The sequence below is a fragment of the Rhizobium sp. Root483D2 genome (assembly GCF_001426685.1).
GTDB classification, from domain to species: domain Bacteria; phylum Pseudomonadota; class Alphaproteobacteria; order Rhizobiales; family Rhizobiaceae; genus Pararhizobium; species Pararhizobium qamdonense.
This window is the reverse complement of the sequence record NZ_LMFB01000023.1, coordinates 1-26616: the sequence shown is the minus strand read 5'-3', so window position 1 is coordinate 26616 and position 26616 is coordinate 1. Positions and strand designations below refer to the sequence as shown.

Below are 26616 nucleotides of genomic sequence, written 5' to 3'. Positions count from 1 at the left end.
GAGATTGGCTTTGTCGGCAACGCCCTCAACCCTAAACTTCTTGGTCGCATAGCTTTCGCGTTCGGAATTCCACTCGACCACATCACCCGGCTCAAGCAAGCAAGCCCACGGGGGCAGCGTAATCGTGTGCCGACGCTCTCGGCGCGCCTCGGCCAACGCCGAAGTCATGATGCGCTGCACCTGAGAAAAACGTGATACCGTGCCCAACGGCAGATCGACGGTCAAACGGCGCTTGCCGTCACGAGCTTCGAAACTGGCATTGTAGAGTGGCGGCGCTGGCTGAGTGTTCCAAGCCTTGGTAGGCTCTGGATAACTGGCCGTGACGCCGTTTATGGAATTTGCAAGGCTCGCGAAAGGCTTACCCTTCTGCTGTTCGGTCGATAGAATATCGGCATCCGTAAACGGCAGGACAGGTGCCCCAGGCTCGCCCATCTGCAGCTTGTAAACGCCACCGACCTCGATCAACTTGCCATGCGCACCCTTCAGGATTGCGTCGATGGTGGCACTCAGCTCCGTATCGACGGAAATTTCGATCCCCGTCATATACTGCGTTTCCAAGCCATCAGGGCCGGAAACCTTGGCGCGGCACTGGTTGATGCGGGCAATCCAATGGGCGACTGGCAGCGATGCAGCCTTTAATGTCTGGAGACCATAAAGCCAGGCACTGTCGTAAGTGATCCCCAGGAGCAGATTATAGGCCTGGACAGCCGGAAAATCGTCGCCGTCGCCACCCCACGTCGCCCGATTGTTGAGACGATGCGAACCTACCCCGCCGCGTGTCGAGTCTCGGGATGGATCGTAGAGCCGCATTCCTGCGACCTCGAACCGGAACGATGGAAAGCCGGAAAAGAAGCTGTCCTTGATCTGCGACGTGACAATCGCATAGGCGCAGCCGCGCCCAACGCGCGTGCTGGCATACGGACGATCTTCGGACGAAACGGTATTGACCAGAAATGGGTCCGCGACGGTTTGGGTGCCGTCGTAGACCTTGACCCACATATTGTTGCCGCCATCTCCGGTCTCATAATCAGAAACGGGAAAGCCCCAGTCGCCGTACGATGTGTCGGCGGTGTTGATGGTCACCGGCGAGCCGTTGACCCACATTGCCGTCACACCTTTGATGGGAGCATCGGAAAGCTGGATCACTTGCGTGAGGTAGGCATTTGGCGTCTTGCCAGATTTTCCCCAAGTGTTGGCGTATTGCAGGGAGCCAGATACTGCGCGCGTGCCCAAGACAAACGAGCGCGGAACGTCACCGCCAGCTTCCAGCTTGCCGCGAACGCCGCCGGCCTGCGGCTGATCGACTTTCGTCAACTGCGCCACTGCCAAGTTCAAACCAACGCCAACAGCCGCGTTCAGAGCGAACGTGCTGACAGTTGCCAGAAAGGACGTTTCCGCCACGGCAAGAGCCCCGGCGACAGCGGCGGTTGAAAAGACGGCCATGATTTTCCTGAGATGCCGCGAGCGGCTAAAGAGATTTCATGAAGTGGCGCTCAGCAGGCAGATAGCCCTGGCGCTCATAGAGCCGGGAGGTAAGCGGATCTCCGCCGAGCCCGACCATATGGATAAAGGCGCACCCCTTTTGACGCGCCCAGCCTTCGTAGATGTTGAGCATCGAACGGGCGTGTCTGCCCCGGTGTTCTGGATCAATCCAGAAGATCAGCTCGAATGCCATGAGCACCGGCGTGAACCGGTGCGGCCGAGCCTCGGCAACAAGCACGCCGTGGGCGGTACCGTCAGCTTCCATTACCGAACAAAGCATGTCGGGATCAGCGATGGCCGATCGTAATACTACATCGGCCATAGGCGCAGAGAATGGAAAAGGCGCACCCGATGCAAGGTGGAACGCTTTTGCCATCGCGAGGACTCGGGCGCGATCGTCGATTGTGGCAGGCCGGATCATCGTTGCGATGGAATGCTTGAACTGATGCGCTCTGGCGCGGAGGTGCTGATCTTACCAGACTTTAGACCCCAGAACAGTTCCCACTCCCCAACCGTGGTCGCGTCCCGATGGAAATCATCAGTGGCCGAGCGAAGTTTCTGGCTATCGACCGACCGCGTGTCGGAACTTGTACGCGTCATTTCCTGCGTATGCGAGACACAAGAGAGTACGATGGAACCCTCTTCGTTTTCTGACGGTGTGGTGATGTCGGGATCATCGACAAAACCATTGAACCGGCAGAATGCTGGAGCGACCAGTTGACGGCTGACAGGTGAGAAGAGACCACGATAGATTTCCACCACGGCCTGCTTGAGATCATAGCCCCGAATGAGGTTTGCGACACCGTCATCGATCTGCGACAGCGCGATCGTCACCGTCTGGACTTCTGCATTTGAGACCAGCGGAATGTCGCTGATCGAAATCAGAGAGCCAGCCCCCTCAAAATTGCGCGTGACGGAGCCGCCCTCTACGGCATTATCCGGGTTTTCAACCGGAGACGAAACATTTCCAATATCAGACCAGAAGCCGTATTCAAAAGGTGTGCCGGTCGCGAACGCCCGGGCCTTGAACCAGACGAAATCACGGGCGACAAGCTGCCGCTGCTGAAGCGCTGCGTAATTTGCTGCCGAAAGGGTTCTCATATCAGCTCCTCGACTCTACAGCCTGAAACGAAATCTTGCCGCGACCGGTATTAGGGTCCGACTGGCTGCTGATGGAGTTTGGTACGATGGTCATGAGGCAATACGGCTTGAGGACCTTCAAAGCCGCGCCAGCTGCGACACCAGGCCAGAGGTGCGGCCGGATTTCGAACTGGCCAGTGGTGGCGTCTTCAAGGATCTGATGGAGATCGCCGGAACCGACCTGAAAATAGTCCCCGACCGAATGATGATATCCGACTGGAAAGCCTGCAGCCGAAACCGCCTTCCGGTTCGCGTTCACTGTACCCACGGTCCCCAGGCCTGAAAACGCACTGCCGGTTGGCCAGGAGCCGTTGGGATACGCGATCGGATAGTATCGGCTGGTGGGTATTGCTCGGAATTCGACCATGCCATTTTCAAGAGCTTTGAGCCGGGCGCGCCAAGCGTCGAGAACGTTCGGGCTGAAAGTCTTGCTGATCCAACTGCCCGCCCACAGAGGCGACCCCATATCCTTCACGTAGGTTTTCCCGCCCGCCGTACGGCTTTGCTCCTGCCGGTACATCAGGTCGAAGTCCGTCGCCCAGCCGGGGAAGCTGGCAAGAATATTCAACGCATCGAATGCCATCAGTGAAACTTTCCGAGCTTGACGCCACTCTGGTTGGCCTTCCGTATGGTCTGGACCACATTGGCGCTGAAGTCTGCTTGTTGCTGCTGCAGAGACCGTTCCAAGCGAGCGACGGCCTCAACGGATGCACCACGTGCGTCAATCACCGGTGCGAAAGTCGCGTTCACACTCTGTCCGCCCTGCCTAGATCCGCTAAGCGGAGCCATTGTCGGGACCTGTGGAATGATCCTCCCGCTGGCGCTCGGCACAAACAGCTCGGGCCGCTTCTCGCCCACTATATAGGGTTTACCTGCCGATACCGGCCCGCCCTTCTCCCGCCTGGGAACGCCGCCGGTCAAAAAACCTCCGATACTCTTGAATATATCACCGAAGAGCCCACCTGAGCTTCCGCCCGTCGCCGGCTTGAATAGGCTATCGAACGCATTGCTCAAGAGCAGGTCGCCAAACCTCTTTGCGAGACCGGAAAGGGCGTCGCCCAAACTTTCGGCGCCGGTGATCGCGTCCATCGCTCCGGATTTGAACGCATCATAAAATTCATCCGCAGCTTGCTCATTTCGCTGCTGCTGATCTTCCAGCTGCCGCAGGATGGCGGCTTGCTGAGCATAGGCTGCAGAGGCTGCTTCGATCTTTGCGCGTTGATCGTCTGATAGCTTGATGCTGTCAAAATCGGTCTGTCCTTTGCGGCGCGCCTCCTCTCGCAGGTCAGCTAGCGCTGACTGCTCAAGTCCAAGCGCCATACGGCGCTTTTCCTGCGCCTCGTAAGAAAGCCCGATAACCCGCTGCTCCTCGATCAACGCTGCGGTGCGATCGCGGACAGCCTGAAGATCATCGTTAAACCGGCTTTCGGCGGTCTGCTTGACGGATTTAGCGCCCTTGCCCTTGCCATCCGCAGGGGTATCCTCCTGCTTGGTTCCACCGCCAGTGTCACTAAATGTGGTATTCAGGGCATCGCTGAGCTTGGTTGCCGAAACCTCAGCCAAATCAATTTCGGCACGCAGGCGCTGAACTTCTGGCGTGAGAGGATTGTTTGCGAGGATCTCGCGTGTCTTTTCCAGACCAGTGATGTCATCCGGCAGATTGACCAACCGGCCGACGCGAGGATCTGAATAGCCGGTGCGGTCGGTGTCCGCCCTGGTGAAAACAGATGTCGAAACGTCTGCCTTCAACTGAGCGCTTTTCGCGGAAAGCTCAGCTTCGCGAACGGCGACAAGAGCCTGTTGCCGCTTCAGCTCTAGCTCAAGCAACGACTTTTTAGCCTCAAATTCCTTTTTCGTATCGGCAACGATAGAGGACGTGGCAGACGTTTGAGCGTTTGCCGTCGCCGCAATAGCGGACTTGTAAGCATCCTGCGCGCGGCGGGTATCGTCGATAAGACCTTCGATGGCGCCAGCACCCGCAGCCTGGTCGGCCAGACTGCGGGTCGCGTCATCGATTGCGGAAGACCAATTTCCAAACGCCAGGGCCGCACCTGCGACAATACCCGCAATAAGGCCGAGCGGACCAAGCGCCGTTGAGAAAAGGCCGGCCGTCAAAGCACCGGCACGCATTGCCGTAACCATTGCGCCGATCACCGCGATAGCCTGTGGCACCGCAGCAAGCATGCCCCCGACAGCCCGCCCAATAAGTGCGCCAGCGATGACGGAAGCAAGTTGCAAAGCCACATCCGCTGTGCCGTCGAAATTATCTGCAAGCGCATTCAGGCCGGCAACAAGTCGCTGCGAGGCTCCGAGGCTTTCATCGGTCTGGCCGATATAACGCGTGAAAGCGTTATTGACCTTGGTCATGCCTTGGTCGATCGTCTGCGTCGCGCTGGCAGCCATCGCCTGGACTTTCGGCAGGCCCTTGAGAAAGGCCTCAAAGAATTGCTGTCCTGAGACTTTGCCGTCATTCACAAGCTGCTTGAGCTTATTGACGGAACCGCCGGCCGCATCGAGCCCGGCAGCAACCGCAATCAAAATGGGACGCGCGCCATCGTTGACCGAGTTGAACTCTTCCGCCTGAACGCGGCTTGAGCCCAGCAATTGCCCCAGTTGCTGCAAAGCGCCCGAGGCCTCCGCCGCACCTGTACCGGCTACCCGGAGCGACGTTGCAACACCATCCGAGAACTTCAGCAGATCCTCTTGGCTCGCGCCAAGATTATCGGACGCCTGCGCGGCTTTACCGAACAGATCGGCGAGTGCCCCTACCGGCGTCGCATTGGCTTGCGCGGATTCGTACAGACGATCGAGCACGTCGGCTTGATTGCTTCCCACTACACCCGCGACGGCAAGACTGTTCTTCGCCGAGGTCCACGCGTCAGCATACTGCAGCACCTCCCGCACCGAGATGGCGGCCGCAATGCCGCTGAGAGGCGCAATGAGTGACCGAGCAGCACTCTGGCCGATGGATGCGAGGCGCCGGTCCATCTGGCGATAACGGTTTTCAATGGCGCGGGCGTTCGAATTCGTAATGCCGAGCGCGCGCTGGGTCTCGCGCTGATATTGCTTGAGGTCCATCGACATCTGCACAACCAATTTCTCAAGATCTATTGCCAAAGAAATTACCTTTATGGTTGTATGATCCGAAAATTAGTATTTCGGAGGGAACAGAATGAAATTGGCTGCCTTGAGCTTTATCGCAGTGAGCGCGTTCGCAACCCAGGCCTACGCGGAGGACAAAAGCGTCTCCTATGCGTACGCGCTTTGCCAGATCGTCGATAATACCGGTCTCGCCAGCGCGCCTTGCGATGTTTCCGGCTGGAATTCATCGGTTACCGCAACGATTGATATGAACAGTGGAGAGGCTCGCGACCTTTGCGGAAAGGTCGCCAATATGCTCCACGAACAGGGAGCAGTCTTTTCAAAAGGATGGACGTTTCAGATCAAATCGCCATACAGCGGTGAGAACGCGATTGCATTCTGCAATCTCTAACCCGCCTCGATCCACTCCCACAGTTCATCCGCCTCTTCAGTCGATAGCCCTTTATCTTCAGGGCTATTGGCTTTGACAAACCCATCCCAAGCGGCTGTAAACTGCCAAACCGACATGGCCCGTGCGGCTTGGGGCGTAAAACCCATCACCGCAGCACGACCGTAGATCGCGCCAAACCTTAGCTTTCCGTTGGGGAGGTCGTCGAGGCGCTCCCCACCAAGTCTGGCGCGTGGGCCTCCCCCACTTTTTCCTCCGGCGCGCCGATGCAGCCCGCATGAAGTATCGCCCGAGCAAAAATGAGATTTTCGACTGGCGGGTATTTCTCGACGTAGGCGCGGATCATCTTCAGAGCTTCGACGGGCTTCATACCGCCGCCTACCAGGCCGAGCCGGATAACGTGCGAGATGTCGCCGATCTTCCACGTATCATCATGAAGACGGTTCAGGACCACGTAGGGCCCGGCGTCGCAGGCCTCCTGCAGCGTCTCTAACTCGCCCCACCCCAGGCGGAAAACGTAATCGCCATCCGCCCAGGTCAAGGTAATCGAAGCGTTGCGGCTCATCAGGCGACCACACGCGTCATTTTGCCATCGCTCTGCATGCTGACCGTGCCGTTGACGCGACGGGCATTCGGAGCGGTAGTTTCGAAATTCTCGACATGCATCTTGCCTGTCCAGGTAATCGTTTTGGCGGGAAATTCCCAGATGACTTTGACCGGCACAGAATCGACGCTCTCCCAGGCATCGAGCCAATCCTCGACACTCTCTTCCGCCAGGATCGTTTCGCCAGAAATCGACATGGAAAGAGAAGTGGCATCGCGCCCCATCCAGTCGATGCTGTCCGGATCCGCACAATCAGGCAACTGAAACTCTTCCAGCCCCTTGTTGAAGGTGATCGAGCGTTGCGTCAGGCCGCACGGGGACGCGTAGGTAATGGGGCCACTGCCAGATCCTAACTGGACCTTCACCTTGCCGCCTTTGATGGTTGTTGGTTCCGCCATGTGAGTTCTCCTATGATGGCAACAGAAAGCGCCCGCCGCTCGGCAGGTTCGGCAATATGCCTATTGGTAAAATTCAGTGTCTTTCGACACCCGCCCGAAAGGTCAGGACGGCGTGAGAGGTGAGGCCGTCAGGGTCGCGCAACACGCGGCGCCCATCATAGGCGAAATAGACAAGAGCATTATCCGCCAAGGGCAGACTGGCATTATCAAGAGCGGAGATGACACCTTTCGCCACTCGCCGAACTTCCCGGTAGCCGGGATCACGTGACCAGGCGTCGATCTGGATCACGATTTCCGAGGCATCAATGCAATCGGCATCCTCGGGAATATCTTGCTCCGGACCGAAGGACACAAAGGGAAACGCCGCCGTGACTTCGCCCGAAACGTTCCTCGGAACCCAGTCAAAAACCCTATCGTCGATCAAGGCAACTAAGTCGGCGAAACCCTTTAGGCGATCAACGATCGCGACCTGCAATTCGTGAGAAACATCCTCGGTCATGATCTGGCCGCCACCTTTTTCGCAGCATCGCGACTTGCCTTTCGGATAGCCCGAACGGCGCTTTTCTTGTTTGCCCGCCAACTGACGTAGAAGAACGGCTGCGCACTGGTGCCCGGATTTTTGGTTCCGGTGAACTTACCCTTGTTTGGGTGACTAGCGGTGCCATACTCAATCCACCGAGCCCAATAGACTTCGGAGTTGCCGGCGTAGATCGTCAACGTAAGCTCACCGCCAAGGCTGGCCTTGACCCGTGAAATCACCATCGAACCCTTTGGAGCTTTTCCCCAGGTCCAGCCGATACTGTCGCGCAGCTCGCCGTCATCGACGGCGACCAGGGCTTTCATCATCGCAACAATGTTGTCCGCGACCTTTTCCATTTCGCCGCGAATGTGCTGTTTCGCCACCTGCGGAAGGCGTTTCAACTTTTGATGGAGGCGAGCCAAGTTTAGGACTGCGGTCATCCGGCAGCAACGCCACTCTGACAAAGGAAATCGAGCCACATCCTGTCGTCGCTCAAGACGATTTCCCGAATATTAAAAGAGGCGCCTGTCCAACGTTTCCCGTCTATCATATCCCCGGAAGGGGCATCGACGATTGCACCAGTCCGAACATCGCGAGCCCGCCACTCTGTTGTCGCAAGCCTCGCGAGAGCCGATGACCGGATGAAAACGATCTGCGAATGCTGCCCCTGAAGGCGGCCAGCTATGATCGCTTCCCCGCCGCGCAAATTGATGACACCGGCGCGCGTCTGAAATTGCTCTTGCCATTTGCCGACCGTGACACCATCACCGCGATCCATCTCAACGCGATGATCGAAGGCAAAGCGATGAAAAAGGTCACCCGCTGACCGGGACTTCGCCATTGGCCTTTTCCTTGCCCTTGCCGTCTAACTCGACAGCCTTCCCCGCCGCGATGGCCTGATCGGCACACTCGCGTTTCACGGTTTCTTCCATGCCGGCGAGGTAGCCAATGGTTGATTGTTCTGTCGGGCGATAGTCAAAGTCTTGAACGAAACGTATGCGAGCCATGATGGCCTCCTCCTATCGATAAACTTGAAATGGTGAGAGCAGCGCATCCACAGCAAAGGGAAGCGTTTCTACCGTTGCCCCGATTACCACTGATTGCCTTTGCTGATACCACTGCCCCACCAACATAAGGATCGCAACCTTGATCGACTGTGGAACGGTCGATACCCATTGCGTCGCATCATTGCTGCTGCGCTCCCCGTATCCGGCCCAGTACCGAATCTTAATGGGATCAGGGACGCTCGCAACGATCGGGAAACTAAAGCCCGGCCGCCACCAGACACCCGACGCGCACAAGAGATAGAGAGACGGGTCGATCGCCTGAGAAACTTCCGCCTCGTCGAGGTATGAGATACCGTCAATTTCCAGCACGTCGCCGTAGGGAAGGCGCGCGAAACACTCCCTGTCGGAGCCGCTGACCTCGATCTTCTGCACACCGAGGCACCGACCAAGCCAGCCGTTCGGACCATCAAGCCACGTTGTGGCAGCGGCAATCAACGCGGTTACATAAGCTTCATCTTCCGCCGGCAAATCCAGCAGATGTCGCCGAGCTTCCTCGATCGACACAATCTCTGCCGGCGGATCAATGACAACGGTGCGCATTTCGTCAGTCCACCAAAGCTACAAATTTGCCCTTTTTGGCGTTTCCGCCCTGAGCGATCACGACCTTGATGCGGTCATTCGCGATGGCGATCTTATCCGCCACAGCCGCGCCCCCTGTCGCGTAGATGCCTGCGGCGACGCCAGCCTGAGTATGGGTCGGAGCACGCGGATATCGCACCGTCGAGGCGTTAACGTTCTGTTCGGTCCAGATGATTTCGCCCGTTGTTTCGGTCGTGACCGCAAAGTCCACGCCATCGATAAAGGCGGTGGTCGCGTCTTTCACGTAATGGATACTGTGGATTTTGCCGCTGGCCTTGTTGAAAAAGGCAGCGGCAGTGCCTTCCGCAGCAGTTGTAACTTTCAGTTCAATACGGCGCATGTTGTTCTCCTTTTGCGCGATCAGTCAGCGGACTTTTTCTTGTCGCTCGACTTAGGTTCGGCTTTTTCGTCCTCATCGAACACAGCCTTAGCCAGCTTTGCGGCAATGAGTTCCTTCGCGAAGGCCGCCGGGACGTCGCCCGGCATGCCACGGCGGAAGCTCCCGCGATGATCGCGAAAGGTGGTCAATGCTACGATTTTCATGATGACCTCCGTTCCCGGACGCGCGAGGTCGCACGCCCGGACGTTTGACGATTAGGAGCTGAAGGGGCCGGTAACGAACGCTTCGGGACGCTTGACGGCCAAGGCCAAACGCTCCTCGCAACGGATTGTGACCATGTTCTTCTCGAAATCGTCGTTGTTCTCCGTGGAGATCACGACGTTCGCGTCTTCACGGTCAAAGATTTGCGCAGCGGTCGCAAAAGCACCGACAAGGAATTCACCCTCGAATTCCGGCGTTTCAGTCGCGACAACCGGCAGACCCCAGAGGGTCGGCGATGCAAGGCGCAAAGGATTGGCGAGGATGTATTGGCCATTTGCGTCCTTGGTCAGCTCGATACCCGCCCAATCGATGAAGTGCAGGACGATACCCGTCGCCGGCAAGCGGGCAAGCTGGGTCTGAAGCATGGCAAGGCGAAGATCGTCGATCTTGGTCTGCTGATCAACGCTGAAGGCAGGATTATAAGCCTGCGCCTGCGGCACGATGCCCTGCAGATGCGCTCCACCGCCCGAGCCGAACAGGATTTCACCCTCTTCTGCGAATTTCAGGCCGTAACGCATTTCGACATCAACCGTGGAACGGAGCTGCTTGAAATCGTCCAGGATCTGCTTCGAGGCCTTGAACAGATGCGCGATCGTGGTGACCGGCGTGATCTTGGTCTCGAAAGTCATCGTGGACTCAGGCTTCTTCGTGTTTTCCGCGACCACAGCGGCACCGTTCGTGAAACCGGTTTGCTGAACCCAGAAAATAGCAGGCTGCTCAGTTTCGCCTGGTGCGATCAGGTCGCGAATGAACAGCCGTTGCTTCGGCAGGGTGTCGATACCGGCAAGGCGCTGCGGCTCGACAACGCCGGTCGCAACGCCGGTGCTGATTAGGGCATTTTTGACGGGGGCGCTGAAACGCTTGCCCGCCTGGATGCCCTTGGCGAAGTCCTTCAAGCCAGCATTTTCAATCAGCTGCTGACCCACGGACTTGTTTTCGTCTGTGCCCTGGCTGGTGCGCCGGACTGCCTTCTGCTCAACCTCGCCGAGGCGAGCCTTGAGCTCCTCGACAGTGCCATTGAGCGCTGTCTGGGTTACGGCCAACTGATCGACGGCACCCTTGGTCTCTTCCGAGAGCTTGCCGGCGTTCTTGACCTCCTTCATGGCCTCTTCGGCCTTTTTGGTAAACTCGTCACTGACGCGCACGAGTTCGTTAGAAACCTGCTTGAGCAGGTCCTTGGTATCGTCTGCCATTTTAGGCTCCGTAATGTTTGGGGTTATGCCCTTGCGAGCTTGAGCCGCGCGAGTGCTAGGCTCAGGTGTGTGCTGCCATCATCGACAGCATGGTCGCCAGCGCCCGGCATGGCGTCATCCTTGGCAGCGCCCGGCATACCTTCGGAAATCTCTCTCAGCAGTTTCCGCCGCTCGGATCGAGGAACGGCGCGCCCTGTGGTGAGCGCAGCTTCCAGTCGATAAAGTGCGGGAGCAGAATTATTTACGCTCTCGACAGGCTGGGTCTCAAATTCCTTGACCCCGTCAGCGAAACCTTTGTCAACGATCGCCTGGCCAGCCAGCCAGGTTTCAGTATCGAGCATTTTCGAGATCGCTTTCACGTCCTGACCGGAACGCTCGGCGTACATTTCGGCAACCGCAGTATCGAAGACCTCCATGACGTCATGTGTATCCTGCATCACGTGTCGGTCGCCGGAAGCGACCCACTGTGTATTGTGGATCATCATGAACCCAAGTCGGGTCACCTCGATCTCGTCGCCGGCCATCGCAATGACCGAGGCGGCGGAGGCCGCAATGCCAAGGATCTGAACGGTCACCTTGTATGGGTGAGCACGAAGCATGTTGTAAATCGTCACACCTTCGAAGAAATCGCCGCCGGGTGAATTGATCTGGACGGTTACCGGTTTTGGGCCGATGGAGCGCAACGCCGCAGCAACCCGCTTGGCGGTAACACCCTCGCCTGTCCACCAGTCGTAACCAATGACATCGAGGATCGTAATGACCTCCGATCCATCTTCTGCAGCGTTCTTTGGAGCCTCGATCGGAGCCCAGGCTTGCACTGCCCTTTCTGACAGGACAGGCGATGCAGAAACGGTTTCTGGGCGCTTTAACTCGGGGAGATTGCGCAAAGTCATTCGTTTTCTCCAAGCTCTGGGCCGCCGTTGTGGCCGATGGCGGAATTGGTCGCTTCGGTGATAGGCACGTTCTGCATTTGCATTCGGGGAATATCGCCACCCTCAATCGGTGGAAGGCCCTCAAGCTTGCGGACTTCGTTGATGGTCATAACGCCGCAATCAAGCAGCGCCTTGTAGAATGCCGCCCGAGCTGCCGTGTCGCCCCGGAGGAGATCTTCGAAGTTGATCTTGATCGAGTACCGGCGACGCTCTTCTGGTGACAGAAGGCTCCGCTCGATGGCCTGCTCAATGCGCTTGAGATAGGAGCGGAGGCCCAGAGTGTACCAAGCCTGCATTACCGCAGAAACGCCGGTCCCCCACATCGTCATGCCCTGGCCGGCGTGGCCGATAATAATCGGGGGAACGCCTACCCATCGGCAAACCTCTTCGACATTGAAACGTCGATTGAGGATCATCTCGGCATCCTTGAGCGACAGGCTGACCGTCTTAAAATCGACGCCGCCCTCAAGGATACCGGCCCAGGGAGCGTTCGGGCCAGCGTTGGCCTCAACAAGATTCTTCTTCGCGTCCGCGCGCTGGTCGTCGGTCAACGGCTTGCTGCCGGGAGGCATCACGAAGAAGCCCTTCGACCGACCAGCCTTTGAGAAAGTCTGACCAGCAAACTTCTCAGTGGCTATCGTAAGGCTCAATGTCTGGCGCGCGAACTGAACCGGCGACATGCCAACATCACCATCACCGAATGCTTTGATATGGAAAACCTTCTCGGCAGGAAGGATCACTTCTTTCCCGCGATCGACAAACTTGTAGTCGAGGTCGCCATCACCATTCCGATAGGGCTGCGTATCATTGGGCATGCGGTTCAGGGCGACTAACCGCTTACCCAGCGATGCCTTTTCAGCAAAACCGTTTCCGGTCGTGCACAACCCGAGCACTCTTCCCTCCCAGAACTCGATAGCGGTCTGATCCGCGTTCGGACTGGTATCGATGATTGGCTGAAGCCAGTGATCCGGGGCCTTGACCTTGGTTCCATCTGGCAATTTTTCCATTACATCGATTGATAAACTTGCCACCGTTTCAGACGTTATCCGGACTGCGGCCCAGAATGCCGAAAGGTTTAGCGAATTATCGACCGACACACTTTCGCCAGCCCATGTGCTTTGGCCCGCGCTCAGGACGTCGTAAAGACCGTCATCCTTTGCGGTAAGCTTCTTCCCAGCCCATTTCATCCAACCAAACATCAGGCCGTCACCGCATTTTTGAGGAAATCGCCCAGATTGGCTTCGCTGTAGGCTTCGGGATTTCGGCTCATGAGATAAACCGAGTTGAAAAATGCCATAGCAGGGTCGATTTTTGCGTCGCCTGCGGTTTGCTTGGTGGCCCGGATTGCCGTTGCAGTTGGTTCAATCTTTAGATTTGCAACACACCATGGCATCAATCTGCCTCCGCAATGTTTTATCAGTCCGCTAGAGACACGACGTTCTGCACTCTTCAGCGCGTTCATCATCCCGTATCCCTGAGGCGCTGCGACGACGAGTTTCGTCTCTTGCGTCAACCCGATATCCTCAAGAGCATCCACGAACTCACCCAGGCCAGCCGCGTCCGCTGCGACCCCACCGAGTAACCCTCGGTCCTTTATCCTCTGAATGATTTCGATGATCGAACCGACATCTTGAAGTGCATCATCGACGATCGTGAGTTCTCCTGACGCCTCAAAGTCCTGCAGGATCGGGGCTATCTTCTTGCGGAGATCGAGCACGCCCCGGTGACACCAAGCGTGCGACCATGAAAGCCAGCGCTTCATGTAACGCGTGGACCAGGAACCATCGACTTTTACACGAATCGGGATCTCGGCAGGTTCTCTTCCGAGAACGCTAAAGCCGAAGAGGTCGTCCAACCCCCCACCATCGACGCCGACAACTGCGACCTCGCATCTTGCAAGCAAGCGCTCAAGGGACTGAAAGTGCGGAAGGCGTGAAAGCTCCTCATCCGCAGCCTTCTCCCAATAATTCGCACCAGGCCACCTGTTTGCCCGCAGCCGCATACCGATCTCAACATTGAGATGCTTTGCTAGGAACGTCTGGACAGTATCACCCTCTTCGTCTTCCCCGCTTTTTACACGAAGCAGTTTCCGCTCTAGCCAGTCAGCCCGAACGGATCGACCCATATTCGGGTTGGTGATGTAGAAATTCGCGGGATCGAGATAGGACTCCGTGTCGATCATCTTTTCCGGGAATTCATATAGCACCGGCAAACTTCTGGGATCGTCGATTTTGCCGTCGCGAACATTCCGGAAGTAGTCCAGGCGCTCCTTGAAAACACCGGACGGTATCTCGTCGGACTGTGTCGAGAGGTAAATCACAAACCCCTCTGGCCGCGAAATCAAGCCTCCAGTGGCCTCCTGTAACATTGCACCGGCACCAGGTCGCTTGCCGAACAGCCAAAGCTCCTCGATCAATACAAACGCAGCCTTTTTGCCGCCGACCGTGCTGGCGTCGGCTGAGACAACCTTCAACACCGCCTTAGTTGTGAGATGCGTGATCATGCGCAGATTGTCCTGCACATGAAGCAATTCAATCAGCTCTGGATCTGCGCGGACCATATCGGCGGCCGGCTTGAAAGAGTTTCCGGCGATTTCCAATGTTGGGGCGACGATCAACAGTTCGGCGGAGTGCCGCCAGTTTCTGATCAACGCCGTCAGCATGATCCCGGCGGCCAGTGTGCTCTTGATGTTCTTCTTGCTGATGAGGAGGAAGAACTCTTCGATCTGCCTTTTGGCATTTTCGTGATCGTAGGCACCGAATACGGCTCGGACAAAATCGAAGACGTATTCTTCGCAGGCCTCGCCGAACGTCGGCTGCCCCGCTACATCGACGATGCGCAATGACTTGAAGACAGCCAGCGCCGCATCCGCCTCATCAGGGAAAAGAGGCTCGAATGGTATTAGGCTCCGCCGCTCTACAATCCGCTTCTCCCAGTCCGGGCATGCGGTTGACCAGTGAATCATCGGTTGTCCACGATCAATTTTGGAGCTGATGGAGGGGCAAACTTACCGCCGATGTTCTCGGCGGTCAGCTGACGCTGTTCCTTCTTGCCAAGCTTTACGGCCTTCTCCTTTTTCGCGTTGCCACGGTTCTCGACGCTCTTTTGCGCACTTTCCGCTTTAACCTTGTCGAGGGTCGCCAGCGCTGCATTCAGCGCCGACGAATTTCCAGAAAGTCCCTGCTTGATCTGCGAGACGCGAAGCTTGGTGCGGAGCCGATCAAGCATGAGGTCTCGCTGTCTCAACAAATGAAAATAATGTTTGCGAAAAGTCGGCACGGAAAGACCCAGCGTAGCCGCAACCTCTTTATTCGTCTGGCCCGCCGCCAGTAACACCATGACAAATATGATGTTTTCCTCAGACGGTTCATGCTCCGGCCGTCCGCGTTTAGCGTCGCCGATCAGAATGGGATTGCCAAAGAGGTCAAAATCTGGGGTCATCGGAAAAAAAATATCATGGTGAGGGGGACGCGGGTCCGGGCCGGAGGGGCTTTCCGGACTTTTGACCCCCCCCTCCCGGTCGGTCGATGAGGGGTCGCTAATGGTCGAGGGGGTCTAAGCGTCCCTTTCCCCGTTTTCGGTCAGAAGGACAGGAGGTTACGCTCCATAACTTTTCTGTATTTCTGACGGCTACCAACGGCAATCAGACCGCTCTTGCTTCTGCTTCTCGCTATCGTGATAGGCTTTGCTCACGGTCTGCAGGTTGCTCATGTCCCAGAACAACTGCTCATCACCGCGATGCGGGGACTTGTGGTCAACCACCGCGCTGTTGGCAGCAGGGTACTTCCCCATGCAGATGATGCCGGTCTGCTGACAGGTGTAAGCATCGCGGAGCAATACCTCTAATCTCAGCTTGCGCCAGCGCTCGGTCTTGTACCACTTCCGCCATGCCACGTTCTGGTCACGCTCACGAAGGCGAGCCTTCTCATCACCAGCTGGACGGCCGAGCCGTGGAGCCATGGCGGTCAGCCTTGGCGGGAGTGTGGTTAAACGGGTCACATGACCGCCTCCCAATAGCCAGAAATGCGAAACCCGCCGAGCGTTTCCGCCAGCGGGTTTCTTCTTACCTTTTTCAGTGTGCTCAACCTATGTCAACACCGTGCCGCACGTCAACAATCATTTTATCGTCATATTATATTGTAGTTACAAGTGCTTACGCAGACGGTTCGCAAATCACCTATGGTATCGCCATGGCTCTCTGTCCGGCGTAAACGACTGCAAATCATGAGCGGACAGTTGCGAGGAAAGCTTGTGGTGCAGATATCGCAGGGATGACTGCCACAGCTGCCAATCCATCCGTCCCACGATGGCTGACCTGATTGGCGTCGCGATGCGGTATTTGCGGTAGGCCCCAAGCCTCGGTCTTTGTTTCCGCTCATCGAAGCCGTTATCCTCATAGGTAACGGTCTTGCCAAGCCGGTCCCGCATCTTCCTCTGGATGAACCATGCCGGCTTACCGGAGTTCATCACCATCACAACGCGAGGTTCGTCCGCCTGCCAGCAGGGTCCCCGCTTCAGGATGGCAGCACTGGTCACCAGGTTGACCATGTAGCGGCCATTGAGCTTATCGCTGCGCTCCATCTGATCGGACACAACACGCGCCACCTCGGCGGCTATCAGCCCGTGTTCATCGTTGAATTCGGGATACGGGTTCCAACCCCTGCCAATCTCAAAGCCACCGTGTACCGCTAGGCCACGGACAGCATCTCCAACGATGATGGCATCTGGATGAGGATCGCCTTCGTGGACAAAGCCTGAAACGACGCCGTAGCGGTTAGGTCCTTTGTCCACCATGGTTCCGAGCGCGATCATGTCGCTCATCACGTTCCACGACGACGGCGCAGCAGTTAGAACACTTTCCGACCGAGCGCCGATCTTCGGCAATTCCTGCGTAAAAGCCCAGGTTAGAAGTTGTTCAATTCCTATTTTCTTCATCTTCTATCCTACTGACCAGTTATGATGAGTTTATGTATAGTTCTATGAATAGTTTTATTGTTTGTATTCAAATACTTGTATCAGTCTGATGGGTTTAATCAGATTGACATGGAGCTTCCTCCATACCTCCCCAAACCCCTTTACGTATTAGAGCCCTAAAACTCATCACAACTCATCACCATCATTGTTTTCATTATATTTTCCTCCTTTGAAACTGACCCGCAACTCATCATCAAACTGGTCAGATCGAAGCCTGAGAAGGGGTTACGGGGCATCACATATCTTCCGGAAATGGCTCGTCCGAGGCGAAACGTCCCGGTGGCGGCCCTGATGAAGGTGGCTGCGAAGCGCGGTTAATCCGGATGCCGTGGTAAACGACTCCAGCCGATGTCCGCTCTTTCTTGAACTTCTTCGCCATCGCTCGACCGAAGGCCGTGACGTTCATGGGCCTGCCTCCCTGGTCGATCGTGTCGTCGCAGTAGGACTGATAGAGGTCTTTCCCCGGAAGCGGCGACGCATGGTCATCTTTGATGACACAGCGCGCTACAAACCCGGCCGTGCGGTCCATATCGTCACGATAGTCCTGCGTCGCTCGCTCAACGGCCTCCGGTATCACCAGGCCCTCTTTGAGGAAGATATGAATACCCTCGATCAACCAGTTGAGAATGCCCGGCCGCTCGACATCGAATGACGAGACGATCTCCTCGAATTCTCGACGGTCTTCTTTGGCTATCTTGACGGGCCAATGAACGACAGCCATGCGCCGCCATATACCATCATCGACGCCGCTGATCCGCGGATATCCGTTGCCGCTCATCATGGCGATAAAGATCGGCTGGAAGTCCATGTATCCGGTGAAGAGGTCGCGCGCGGTGATCATTTCGCCGCCGGTCAGTTCCTTCACAAGATTTTCGCGCAAATCCTCCCCCTCCGGCAGCTCCTTGACGCGCAGCATGCGACGGCCAAACAACCGGGCAAGGTCAGGACTAGCGCTGCCAGATGAGCCGCCCTCACCAATTAAGCTGGTGGCAGGCAGAGTCACCGCTATTTCGCCCAGCAGTCGGCAAAGCGTCTCCATGTATACGGATTTTCCATTCGCACCGTCGCCGTAATGGAAGAACAGGTACTGCACCGTGATACCGAGCAGCCCGAGCCCTGAGCTGACCTGCACCATTCGGCGTACGGCAGGATCTGGCAACTTGCCGGTCAGGAAGGTCAGCCATCGTGGGCATGTGGCTTTCGGATCAAACCGCACAGGAATGATGTGCGTGATCAGATCCTGCCGTCTGTGACCATCGACAACTTCCAACCGGCTGTCAGTGCAGACATCGAGATACTCTCCGGCATCCGGCGTCTCTGTCAGGCTCTTGAAGCGAGGGTTTTTGCGCCGCTCTAGCTTGCGATGAAAAACCAGCGTCGCGTTCTTGACCGCGACCATCATTTTGTCGGCGTTGAAGTCGTCGGTTGATTTCATGATATGCGGCGCCAGGCAGTCGAGAGCCGCCCGCATCTTGGCGATGTTCTTGGATGTGACCGCGTGATCCATCCGGCGCTTGACCCGCTTGCTGTGATCCACGTCAGCTTTCTCGGCTGCAATCACAAGCCGCTTCTCTCCGGGGTTGCGATCCTCCTCCGGCTTGAGCCTCGCCTCTGCCGCCCGATCAATGAACATCTGCTCGCGCGGCGTCGGCTTGATAAATTCGATTTCCATGGCGATCCGGTCACCCAGCCGCTGCGCTATTGCAAGGGACTTAGGACCACCATTGGCCACATCCCAATGCGTGCCGGTCCAGACAGCGAATAACGGCGTCTTTGCCTTCTCCTGAGCGATGACGATTATATCGTCGCCGAAATGCACCTTCATGCGCTTGCCATTGTCGGTATCGGAATGGTCAAACTCGGCACAGAATTCCACTGCAGCTGGATCAGCATTCACGTCGACGGCAACGGCAGCCGGTTCTTCGTCCGCAGGACCAGGAGGGGTTTCGGGGTTTACCCACGCCCGCTGCGCAGCGGCCTCGGCCATCTTTTGCAGCACCGGCTCCGGCAGTCCCTGTTTTTTCTTCGCTTCTGCCACCTATGCCCCCACGCCCATCAAATTCGCAAAATCCGCCCCTTCAGGCGGCCACCATGTCTCGATCGTCCGTCCGTCGCGCGATAACCGCCTTTCGGCTCGCGCCATTGCAGCTGCAGTAAACACGGCCTCGCTGTCGCCGTCGGCTAGCAGCACGAGCTCGTCAACGTGATCTGGAATAGGCATTGCTTCATCGGTCGTCTGATCAGGCTTTGGTTCCGGCCCCTGCACTCGTATGGCCCGCAAATGGCCCCTGGCATCCGCCTTACGGAGCGACGGATGATTGAACGCGGACTTTGGATCGGCGGGCCCTGAAAGATTGCCAAGATCGCCAGCCGCAAAATAGAAGGTATCGACGCGAAACCCTTCCGCGCCCGCAATCGCAAGGCCGTTCTCAATCCCCTCTCCACCAACCCACCGGGTTGCTCCCAAGAGGCCGAACAATGGAATGAAGCTGCCTTTCTTGGTCCCGCGCATTTTCTTGGTTGGCAAAGCCTCGCCGGCATCATCGAGAATGACCGGACGCAGTTTCGGCGGGCACCGCAGATCGATCCACGTTTGGTGGCATCCAGTCACGCGACCTTCGAGATTGACGAAAGGCGCGATCTGCGCCGGGCCTGCATGGACTGCGCGCTCAAAACCACGATCGTCCCGCCCGTGCCAATAGGTGGCATTTGGCTGAAACCGCAGATTCGCAAACACCTCCGGATGGGGTTCAAACCCGGATCTGCGGTGGAGATAGGTCGCAAGCATGGCTCCTGCACCTTGAGCCTGCAGATAGATTCCCCGCGCTTTATCGACTTCGCGCTGACGATAGAGATCGGAACTCTTGTCTTTTTCAGCCGCCGCTTCCGCATTACGTTTCTGTCGCTCGGCAATCCGCTCCATTCGAAAACGGCGTTCCTCAACACTCTCCGCCGAGCCTTCGACGGGCACTATACGACCGAGTGCGTCGGCGCAGGCGTTCAACAGCCCCTCTCGACTTGCAAGATGGTGATCATTCGCCAGCGCCATCAAGCTGATGCCGTCACGGCCAGCTGCGCCGCACTGGCGGCAGTTGAATGCCTGCTTGACAACGCTGATGGCAAACCGGTCCTTGCCACCGCACGCGGGGCACGGCCCGGCATAATTTGCCCTGGTGAGTGCAATCCCAAGCATGCCGGCAGCTTCGATAACGGTGACGCCCCGAGCCTCTTCAATAAAATCGTCAATGATGGAGCTCATTTATCGCCCTTCGAAATATGTCGGGCGGCGTGCAGAGTGCGATAGATTGCATCCTCGCCGACGCGCAGGACATCGGAAATATCCTTGGTATCGAAATGGCCGGAATTCCAAAGGATGATGGCGGCAAGCGCTTGCCTATCATCCATCCTGCCGCTCATCGCGGCGCTGCCCGCGAAGCGCACGTTTGCTTTTTGCCGTCCATTCATGTCGTGCTCCATCATGACCAGCGCTGCGTCAGGGGCAGGTTTTGGATCTCTGGTTCGTGACGGCGGAGTGCAATTGCTGGCGTGAGCCGCTCCTGACGGGCAGCATTGCGCCGATCAATCCAGGCGTTGATGCGGTCTTCATCTTCACCGGAGATGAAATCGAGGCCGCCCATGAGCCGCCGCTCGCGCCACGCGCGGTCCGCCAACGTGTGGCCGCTCCGAGAATACCATTGTGCCCGGCACTTTGATCCATCAGGCAAGTTTAGGATTTCTGATGGTTCGGTGAGGGTCCTGACCCATGATGGAGCCGTTGCCGGAGTGCAGCAAAAAAGATCGATGAGCGCACATGCTGGCTCATCTGTTATTATGAAGAAACGGATAGCTTCGGTCACTCCGCAGCCTCCATTGCCGCCCTCATCATGACCCGGCGATGACCAACGCAATAGCTTGCGAGATCCTCGGTCTTAGCCCCACAGCAAAGTGTCTGCGGTCCAGAAACGACCTCCATGCATTCAAGGGGAAACCGGCACTGGCGCCGACCGAGATCGATGAAAGCAACAGGTTCGGAGCCCGCGATCTGGAACCGGCTCAGATCGTTCACCGATTGAACAGACGGGCACGCCGGCTCAAAGACTGGCATTGCCGGAGCGCTCGACTTAATTCTCTGTTTCGGCTGACGCTTGGTCTTCCGGATGGGGAATAGATCGCGGCGTCGATGAATCTGCCCCAGCATCGCCGCACGTGTCGCGCCGGCTGCAGAGGCAATCTCTCCAATTCCAGCGCCAGCCTTCCAACTGCGTGAAGCTGCTGTCAGAATTTCCTCTGTCCACTGGGACGGCTTGCGCCCAGACATTGGCTTTCGAGGAGCCGCCTTCTTTCCCGCACTCGGAAAAAGATCTCTGTTCCTGTGGGCTAGTCCGAGGATAGCGCCACGGGTCACGCCCATTTGTTTTGCAATCTGCGCGCCGCTCAACCCGCTGCGCCAGTACTTGGCAGCCTGCCTGATTTCCGCTGCATCCCAATTCATGACGTTGCCCTCTCGCGAAGCGCGGCCTCGTCAGATGGCGCGGGAACCTCCTCCGCGAGATATTCTCCGTTGCAGGCCTCGCAAAAGTTCTCGATATGCTCAGCAACCGACAGAAGCTTGTCGCATTGGCGGCATACGGTGAGAGATACAAAGATGGGATGGCTGTTCGCGACGCCGCTCCTCATGTCCGCACCTTTGCCCGTCGCATCACATCAACGAGAGCCACTTTAAGTTCGTCGATTTCTCGAGTGATTTCGCGCTCTTCAGCACTATCTACTGTGCCGTCTTCAATCGCCCGGACCATGGCGTTGACCACGTCGGCCGCTTCTCGGGCGATACGGAGGGCGTCACGTTCGGTGATTGGCTTGACATCAGCGGCCGATGCATGCGCGAGCGGGGTGACTTGGTACCCCAAAATTTCAGCCATGGCGGTCAGGATGATCGGCGCGCCAGCCTCAAGGTCCGACTCGACGGCGACGTCGATCGGCATGAACTTTTCTTCGTTCTCCTCGTTTGCGGAGCCATACTTGGAGAGGTTGCCTGCCTTCACGCGCGTGACGTGCTGGAGAGCGTCGCCACCGCCGGCCATATCGACGGACCGGCGGGTCGCAGCCTTGAGGGTAAGGCCCTGTTTGTCGGAAATTGAACGCACGTTATCCTCCCCGTAAATCAAGGAAATCGTTTCGGAAAATCTTTCAGTGATGCGCGCTCGCCGCGCCCGTAAGGTCAGCCCATCAGATCAAGGGGGACCACATGACGACCAATCCATCATTCAGCCACCGCCTCGGCCGGGCCGTAGATATCGGGCCGCAGCTGATGCCGAGACACGCCGCTAATTCTCTCGACGGCCAAAGCCCTGTTAGGAGGAACACGCTCCCACTGCAAAACAGCGGCAGGCGTAATGCCGAGCTGTCGCGCAAGTTCGCTAGCGCTTCCAACGCGATCAATTGCTAAAGTGAGAGCGGGGTCAGACTGTTCCATGTTGGGATATAAGCATAACTTAGAACTTGAAACAAGCGATAATTGCGTAGACCAACCACTTCAGAGTAAGCCATTTATAAGCATGGCTAAAAATGAGATGGCAATTAAAGTTGGGGCGGCAATCCGCACTGCTCGCAAGCGTAGAGGATATGTTCAGCGGAACATTTCTGAAGCTCTCAAGATCGATGTAGCGGCAGTGGGCATGTGGGAGAGCGGGAAGAACCTGCCATCTACTGCAAATTTGGTGCGCACTGCAGAAATACTCAAGGTCGATCCAACTGCGCTGTCACGTGGCGAACTAAAATATGATGACGCCGAGGACCTTGGCGACGCCGAGATTATCACTGATTTCACCCCACCCCCTTCTGGCCCCATGGACGTTGAAGTCCTCGGCGTTTCATTTGGTGGCGATGATGGGGATTTCCATTTTAACGGAGAGGTTTCGGGCTACGTAAGGCGTCCACCCGGAATAGCAAATCTGCGCAACGTTTTTGCTCTGCATGTTCTGAGTGACAGCATGGTGCCGAGATACGATCCGGGAGAAGTCATTTACTGTGGGGGCCGAGAGCCGATACCTGGGGATCATGTCGTCGTTGAAACCTTTCCCGAACTGGAGGGTCAGGCGGGAAAAGCATTTATCAAGAAACTTACTCGTCGAACTGCTGCCGAGGTTATCTGCGAGCAGTACAATCCTGCGAAAGAGGTCAGGTTTGATCGCTACGCTATCAAGCGCCTATGGCGCGTGATCCCATTGAAAGAGCTTCTTGGTTTCTAAGCACCTGCGCCTCGAATTTTGTCCGGTCAGCATCCACTGCGAAATAGGCCTGTATTGAGACGGTTTTTCCGGGAAGCCCATCATCCTGGCAAGCCGAACATGTCAACTTCTTTGCCAAAGCGGACAATGGGGTTCGCAGCGTGACTCCTCGGGTAACCATTTGCGCGGGCACCTTCCATCGATTGCGACCGCAGTCACTGCACTCAATACCAAGGCGACTAACATCTCCAAGCAGGACTTCATCGTTCATATCTCACCCCTATGTTCCTCGTTCGTTCTATTGTTGATTCTTTCCGGACAAGAGTCGAGGACAAATATTTCTAAGCGCCGCTTATAATTGCCACTTGCCTAAAATTATAATTTCAGCTTATATGTCGTGCATTCCCAGATGGAGATGCAGACATGATCCGTTACATCAGCAACAAACAAGCCGTCGCAGCAAAGATCGTCGCTGCCCCAAAATGCATCCGCACTCTTGAAGAACGGATGGCAGACGACATGCGCGAAATGGCCTTTGCGGGCCAGAATGTTTCCGTTGAAACGCTGATTGAGCGCGGCTGGACGAAAAACACGGTGCATCGTCTTGCACGCGCTGCAACAGCCATCGCCCGTCGCCAGTCAACTCGGCAGGTGGCTTGATGGACAGCAACCACTTCACTCCGTTTGGCGCACGAGTGACACATCCTCCCGTCATCGTTCTGCCCCGCCGCCCCAGCAGACGGTATTGCGCCTTCGCGGTCGCGTCGCCACTGCTGTGGGCGGCAGCGCTTATACTGATCGGTCATCTTGCCTTTTCGTCCGGCCGCGCGCTCGTTGCGCTCGACCGCCAGATTGCAATGGCGGAGCGCGTATGACCCGTCTCACGCCGAAACCCGTTTGGTCTTTCAATGCCGATGGTTCGGTCATGGATCTCGGCCGTCCGGATCAGACTTTTGTCTGCTTCCTCGAAATCGGCAACACCCTTTCAAAGATCGCCCGCTTTAATGGCCGCTACCCCGGTCCGGCGTACTCCGACGCGCAGCACTGCGTCATGGGGGCGCAAGCGGTTCTTAATGAAGGCGGAACCAATGCGGATGCCGCCCTCTTCCTATTGCATGATGCGCATGAGTGGGCCTTAGGCGACACACCACGCCCGGCAGCCAACCTTTATGACGGGGTGGCACGCGATATCTACGGCGACGATCATGTCGCCGACAGTATCTGCGCCTCAAAAGCCGCTTGGGACGAAGAGATCTATGCCGCCGCCGGTCTCCCCGGCCCGGAGGCCTGGACGAAAAGACAGCGCGCGATGGTCAAGGGCATGGACGATCGCATGTGCCGCGCCGAAGCCATCGCACTCTTCGGTCCTCGCGCAGCCGAGCAATTTCCGAAATCCACGACACCGAAGACCACCGGTGCAATCCGTTCTTGGGGCGCGATGAAGGCCGAAGAAGAATTCCGCAAGATGGCCTACCGCCTCATCGGCGAAGACCGTGTCCTGGAACAGGCCGGCATAGCTGCCGCTGCCCGAGCATTGAGGTAAGCCGTGAAACAACTCACCATAGACGCGACCGTCAATATTAGCGACATACCCGATGATGTCATCCTTGCACAAGCAAGGGACCGCAAAGACGTTCGTGATCAGCTCTACGGCGATTTCGAAGACCAACAGGATGAGCTATCCGCCTCTGACTTCTCAACCGAAGAACTCGTTGAAGCTCTGCAGGAAAGAGATATCGATCTCCATCCATGGTTGTCTCGGGTCTATCGATTGTTGGCCGAAGGCAAAGCCAATGAGGCGATGGATATGATCTACGAAAATGTTGATCACGGCATTGCCCCCCCCTCCCACGAGCGTGCAATCGCGGATCTTCTGTCCGGCACTAGGAGCTACTCCCATGTTTAAGGCCGAAAAATCAGCGCTTTCAGCGGCACTCGCGTCGATCAAGGCATCGATTAACGCCCGCAACACGATCCCAATCCTTGCAAACGCTCTTTTCGAGCGGAGCGGTGAGGATCTCGTGATTTCCGGCAGCAACCTTGATATCCAGATCACGGCGACCTGTTCAGCAGGCATCGCCGCGGACTTTACAGCCTTCACCGCGCCGTATGCTTTGTTTGAGACTGCCGTCAAATCTATGACTGACGGTTCAATCACGGTCGAAAACGTGGCTGCGGCGGGCGGGCGCATCGACGGTATCGCCATTAAGTCTGGCCGTGCGCGGATTAAGATGCCGATCCTGCCCGCACAGGACTACCCCAAGATGAAGACGGACAAGCTCAACCACGGGGTTGGCCTGGGCGTGTCTAGCCTGAAGCAATGTTTCCGCGCCGTCGAGTTTGCCATGTCGACTGAGGAGACCCGCTACTACCTGAATGGCGTCTTCATGCACACACACCCCGAGGGATTGATGTTCGTCGCCACAGATGGCGCGCGCTTGGCGCGCCGCCTGATGCCGATGGTGGACATCGACGAGGAAAAAATCACCGGCATTCCGGCGGTCATTATCCCAAGCGATACCGTCAAAACCGTATCCAGGTTGCTTCCCGATGCCGGCAACGTCGCTGTCAGGCTTTCCGACGAACGGATTGAATTTGCGCTGTCCGGACTGACTATCGTTTCCAAGCTCGTCGAGGGCACATTCCCCGACTATCAGCGCATCACACCGGCGAACAATGACAAGATCATCCGACTGAACGGCAAGCTCTTGGCAGGTGCTGTCGGTCGCGTCCTAACGGTTAGCAACACGAAGGGCAGCGGGATCCGCTTCACCTTCGCTGACGGCGCTGTCAGGCTGGTCAGCAAGCCCGGCGAGAACGGCGAGGCCGAAGACGAGATGTCGGCCGAGGTAGAGGGCAATTTAGAGATCGGCTTTAACGGCAGCTTCATGCTCGAGGTGATCGACTCCCTTGGTAGCGGCGATATCGAGATGAAGCTTGGAAATCCGGGCGACCCCGCCATGATCATGAGACCCGGCGAAACCAACAGCTTCGCTATACTCATGCCCATGAGAATCTAGGAGCGTCTGATGGGGTCGCTCACACCATTAAGACCGTTGCGCATCCAAGCTGAAATGACATGGCGCGCAGCAAAGGAGGGACGTTGGCTCGCTCGTAGCGGTCAGCTGTTCGAGGCCAGAGCTCGATGCCGCGTGTTGCGCGACATCGCACGGGATCCGAACCTTCACCAGAGCCTCATCCTTCTCGCAGTCAACGGGGCCTGCGACATCCAGACGATCATCAACGACATTCCATATCAGGGCCCGCCAGGCCTATCGGAGGACGCATCATGACGACTGAAGACGAACATATCGGCGTCGTCGCCGTTGGCACCCCATCACCCCAAGATCGTGTGCGGTCGCCGTTCGAACTGCGCAAGCGGGTCATGTTTGCCATTTTCGATCCCGGC

The 26616-nt window shown here is 57.0% G+C and carries 35 protein-coding genes; 7 read left to right on the top strand and 28 right to left on the bottom strand.

The features are described 5' to 3' along the window. The 5 genes from ASD32_RS19875 to ASD32_RS30715 all read right to left on the bottom strand — a co-directional run. Positions 1 to 1443, bottom strand: a 1443-nt coding sequence (locus tag ASD32_RS19875) for a phage tail protein (RefSeq protein ID WP_200953620.1), incomplete at its 3' end; no start/stop codon positions are given. Positions 1444 to 1468: 25 nt separating this feature from the next. Next, on the bottom strand, positions 1469 to 1858 hold the full coding sequence (locus tag ASD32_RS19870) for a GNAT family N-acetyltransferase (RefSeq protein WP_082546843.1): 390 nt from the start codon (positions 1856 to 1858) through the stop codon (positions 1469 to 1471). Positions 1859 to 1899: 41 nt separating this feature from the next. Beyond that, positions 1900 to 2583 (bottom strand): hypothetical protein, encoded by a 684-nt coding sequence (locus ASD32_RS19865; protein ID WP_060639796.1) that lies wholly within the window; start codon positions 2581 to 2583, stop codon positions 1900 to 1902. 1 nt (position 2584) lies between these two features. Continuing rightward, a complete protein-coding gene (locus ASD32_RS19860; RefSeq protein WP_060639795.1) occupies positions 2585 to 3205 on the bottom strand; it encodes a hypothetical protein in 621 nt (206 codons plus the stop codon). Then, positions 3205 to 5739 (bottom strand): tape measure protein, encoded by a 2535-nt coding sequence (locus tag ASD32_RS30715; protein ID WP_082546840.1) that lies wholly within the window; start codon positions 5737 to 5739, stop codon positions 3205 to 3207. Before ASD32_RS30715 ends, ASD32_RS19860 begins: the two co-directional genes overlap by 1 nt. A 55-nt stretch (positions 5740 to 5794) precedes the next feature. Here ASD32_RS30715 and ASD32_RS19850 point away from each other — a divergent pair, with 55 nt between their 5' ends. Beyond that, positions 5795 to 6115 carry a hypothetical protein gene (locus ASD32_RS19850; protein WP_060639793.1) on the top strand — a complete coding sequence of 107 codons (321 nt, stop codon included), beginning with the start codon at positions 5795 to 5797 and terminating at the stop codon, positions 6113 to 6115. 178 nt (positions 6116 to 6293) lie between these two features. Here the strand turns inward: ASD32_RS19850 and ASD32_RS19845 are convergent, their stop codons facing one another. The 23 genes from ASD32_RS19845 to ASD32_RS29055 all read right to left on the bottom strand — a co-directional run bounded on the left by ASD32_RS19845 (position 6294) and on the right by ASD32_RS29055 (position 22453). Beyond that, complete coding sequence (locus tag ASD32_RS19845) at positions 6294 to 6677, bottom strand: gene transfer agent family protein (RefSeq protein ID WP_060639792.1); 384 nt, start codon at positions 6675 to 6677, stop codon at positions 6294 to 6296. Beyond that, the gene (locus ASD32_RS19840; protein WP_060639791.1) at positions 6677 to 7114 is read right to left on the bottom strand and encodes a phage tail tube protein; all 438 of its coding nucleotides are present in this window, start codon (positions 7112 to 7114) and stop codon (positions 6677 to 6679) included. The genes ASD32_RS19845 and ASD32_RS19840 overlap by 1 nt, the downstream gene beginning before the upstream one ends. 73 nt (positions 7115 to 7187) lie before the next feature. After that, on the bottom strand, positions 7188 to 7613 hold the full coding sequence (locus ASD32_RS19835) for a DUF3168 domain-containing protein (RefSeq protein ID WP_060639790.1): 426 nt from the start codon (positions 7611 to 7613) through the stop codon (positions 7188 to 7190). Continuing rightward, positions 7610 to 8056 (bottom strand): HK97 gp10 family phage protein, encoded by a 447-nt coding sequence (locus ASD32_RS19830; RefSeq protein WP_244490210.1) that lies wholly within the window; start codon positions 8054 to 8056, stop codon positions 7610 to 7612. Before ASD32_RS19830 ends, ASD32_RS19835 begins: the two co-directional genes overlap by 4 nt. A 14-nt stretch (positions 8057 to 8070) precedes the next feature. Further along, positions 8071 to 8412 carry a head-tail adaptor protein gene (locus ASD32_RS29065; RefSeq protein ID WP_244490215.1) on the bottom strand — a complete coding sequence of 114 codons (342 nt, stop codon included), beginning with the start codon at positions 8410 to 8412 and terminating at the stop codon, positions 8071 to 8073. Positions 8413 to 8449: 37 nt separating this feature from the next. Then, on the bottom strand, positions 8450 to 8641 hold the full coding sequence (locus ASD32_RS19825; protein ID WP_060639788.1) for a hypothetical protein: 192 nt from the start codon (positions 8639 to 8641) through the stop codon (positions 8450 to 8452). A 12-nt stretch (positions 8642 to 8653) separates the two neighbouring features. Then, positions 8654 to 9241 carry a head-tail connector protein gene (locus ASD32_RS19820; RefSeq protein WP_060639787.1) on the bottom strand — a complete coding sequence of 196 codons (588 nt, stop codon included), beginning with the start codon at positions 9239 to 9241 and terminating at the stop codon, positions 8654 to 8656. 4 nt (positions 9242 to 9245) lie between these two features. Next, positions 9246 to 9620, bottom strand: coding sequence for a hypothetical protein (locus tag ASD32_RS19815; RefSeq protein WP_060639786.1), 375 nt, complete (start codon positions 9618 to 9620; stop codon positions 9246 to 9248). Positions 9621 to 9640: 20 nt separating this feature from the next. Continuing rightward, entirely contained in the window at positions 9641 to 9823 is a 183-nt protein-coding gene (locus ASD32_RS29680; protein WP_156383253.1) for a hypothetical protein, read from the bottom strand. Between the two features lie 51 nt (positions 9824 to 9874). After that, positions 9875 to 11074 carry a phage major capsid protein gene (locus tag ASD32_RS19810; RefSeq protein ID WP_060639785.1) on the bottom strand — a complete coding sequence of 400 codons (1200 nt, stop codon included), beginning with the start codon at positions 11072 to 11074 and terminating at the stop codon, positions 9875 to 9877. Between the two features lie 23 nt (positions 11075 to 11097). Continuing rightward, positions 11098 to 11967: a head maturation protease, ClpP-related gene (locus ASD32_RS19805; protein ID WP_060639784.1), complete on the bottom strand. Its 870-nt coding sequence runs from the start codon at positions 11965 to 11967 to the stop codon at positions 11098 to 11100. Further along, positions 11964 to 13205: a phage portal protein gene (locus ASD32_RS19800; protein WP_060639783.1), complete on the bottom strand. Its 1242-nt coding sequence runs from the start codon at positions 13203 to 13205 to the stop codon at positions 11964 to 11966. Before ASD32_RS19800 ends, ASD32_RS19805 begins: the two co-directional genes overlap by 4 nt. Continuing rightward, positions 13205 to 14971, bottom strand: a complete 1767-nt coding sequence (locus ASD32_RS19795) for a terminase large subunit (protein WP_082546838.1) — start codon at positions 14969 to 14971, stop codon at positions 13205 to 13207. Before ASD32_RS19795 ends, ASD32_RS19800 begins: the two co-directional genes overlap by 1 nt. Further along, positions 14968 to 15447, bottom strand: a complete 480-nt coding sequence (locus ASD32_RS19790; protein ID WP_060639782.1) for a hypothetical protein — start codon at positions 15445 to 15447, stop codon at positions 14968 to 14970. Before ASD32_RS19790 ends, ASD32_RS19795 begins: the two co-directional genes overlap by 4 nt. 189 nt (positions 15448 to 15636) lie before the next feature. Next, entirely contained in the window at positions 15637 to 16005 is a 369-nt protein-coding gene (locus tag ASD32_RS19785; protein WP_060639899.1) for an HNH endonuclease, read from the bottom strand. Between the two features lie 174 nt (positions 16006 to 16179). Beyond that, complete coding sequence (locus ASD32_RS19780; RefSeq protein WP_060639781.1) at positions 16180 to 16941, bottom strand: hypothetical protein; 762 nt, start codon at positions 16939 to 16941, stop codon at positions 16180 to 16182. Between the two features lie 274 nt (positions 16942 to 17215). Then, positions 17216 to 19018, bottom strand: coding sequence for a DNA primase family protein (locus ASD32_RS19775; protein ID WP_060639780.1), 1803 nt, complete (start codon positions 19016 to 19018; stop codon positions 17216 to 17218). Beyond that, positions 19019 to 20239 carry a P4 alpha zinc-binding domain-containing protein gene (locus ASD32_RS19770; RefSeq protein ID WP_060639779.1) on the bottom strand — a complete coding sequence of 407 codons (1221 nt, stop codon included), beginning with the start codon at positions 20237 to 20239 and terminating at the stop codon, positions 19019 to 19021. Continuing rightward, positions 20236 to 20445: a hypothetical protein gene (locus tag ASD32_RS19765; protein WP_060639778.1), complete on the bottom strand. Its 210-nt coding sequence runs from the start codon at positions 20443 to 20445 to the stop codon at positions 20236 to 20238. Before ASD32_RS19765 ends, ASD32_RS19770 begins: the two co-directional genes overlap by 4 nt. An 11-nt stretch (positions 20446 to 20456) precedes the next feature. Beyond that, complete coding sequence (locus ASD32_RS30060) at positions 20457 to 20651, bottom strand: hypothetical protein (protein WP_162252679.1); 195 nt, start codon at positions 20649 to 20651, stop codon at positions 20457 to 20459. Positions 20652 to 20833: 182 nt separating this feature from the next. Next, entirely contained in the window at positions 20834 to 21472 is a 639-nt protein-coding gene (locus ASD32_RS30055; RefSeq protein WP_060639777.1) for a GcrA family cell cycle regulator, read from the bottom strand. 181 nt (positions 21473 to 21653) lie between these two features. Then, positions 21654 to 22124, bottom strand: coding sequence for a phage regulatory CII family protein (locus ASD32_RS19750; RefSeq protein ID WP_244490209.1), 471 nt, complete (start codon positions 22122 to 22124; stop codon positions 21654 to 21656). A gap of 116 nt (positions 22125 to 22240) precedes the next feature. After that, positions 22241 to 22453 carry a Cro/CI family transcriptional regulator gene (locus ASD32_RS29055; RefSeq protein ID WP_082546837.1) on the bottom strand — a complete coding sequence of 71 codons (213 nt, stop codon included), beginning with the start codon at positions 22451 to 22453 and terminating at the stop codon, positions 22241 to 22243. Positions 22454 to 22535: 82 nt separating this feature from the next. On the opposite strand from ASD32_RS29055, the gene ASD32_RS19745 reads away from it, so the two are divergent. The 6 genes from ASD32_RS19745 (at position 22536) to dnaN (ending at position 26227) form a co-directional block, all read left to right on the top strand. After that, on the top strand, positions 22536 to 23228 hold the full coding sequence (locus ASD32_RS19745; RefSeq protein WP_060639898.1) for a helix-turn-helix transcriptional regulator: 693 nt from the start codon (positions 22536 to 22538) through the stop codon (positions 23226 to 23228). A gap of 402 nt (positions 23229 to 23630) precedes the next feature. Next, complete coding sequence (locus tag ASD32_RS19740) at positions 23631 to 23867, top strand: hypothetical protein (protein WP_060639774.1); 237 nt, start codon at positions 23631 to 23633, stop codon at positions 23865 to 23867. Further along, positions 23867 to 24082, top strand: coding sequence for a hypothetical protein (locus ASD32_RS19735; RefSeq protein WP_060639773.1), 216 nt, complete (start codon positions 23867 to 23869; stop codon positions 24080 to 24082). The genes ASD32_RS19740 and ASD32_RS19735 overlap by 1 nt, the downstream gene beginning before the upstream one ends. Positions 24083 to 24132: 50 nt before the next feature. Further along, the gene (locus ASD32_RS19730) at positions 24133 to 24750 is read left to right on the top strand and encodes a hypothetical protein (RefSeq protein ID WP_244490208.1); all 618 of its coding nucleotides are present in this window, start codon (positions 24133 to 24135) and stop codon (positions 24748 to 24750) included. Positions 24751 to 24753: 3 nt separating this feature from the next. Further along, the gene (locus tag ASD32_RS29670; protein WP_060639771.1) at positions 24754 to 25113 is read left to right on the top strand and encodes a hypothetical protein; all 360 of its coding nucleotides are present in this window, start codon (positions 24754 to 24756) and stop codon (positions 25111 to 25113) included. Continuing rightward, positions 25106 to 26227, top strand: coding sequence for a DNA polymerase III subunit beta (gene dnaN / locus ASD32_RS19720; RefSeq protein WP_060639770.1), 1122 nt, complete (start codon positions 25106 to 25108; stop codon positions 26225 to 26227). The genes ASD32_RS29670 and dnaN overlap by 8 nt, the downstream gene beginning before the upstream one ends. Positions 26228 to 26616: the final 389 nt, after the last annotated feature.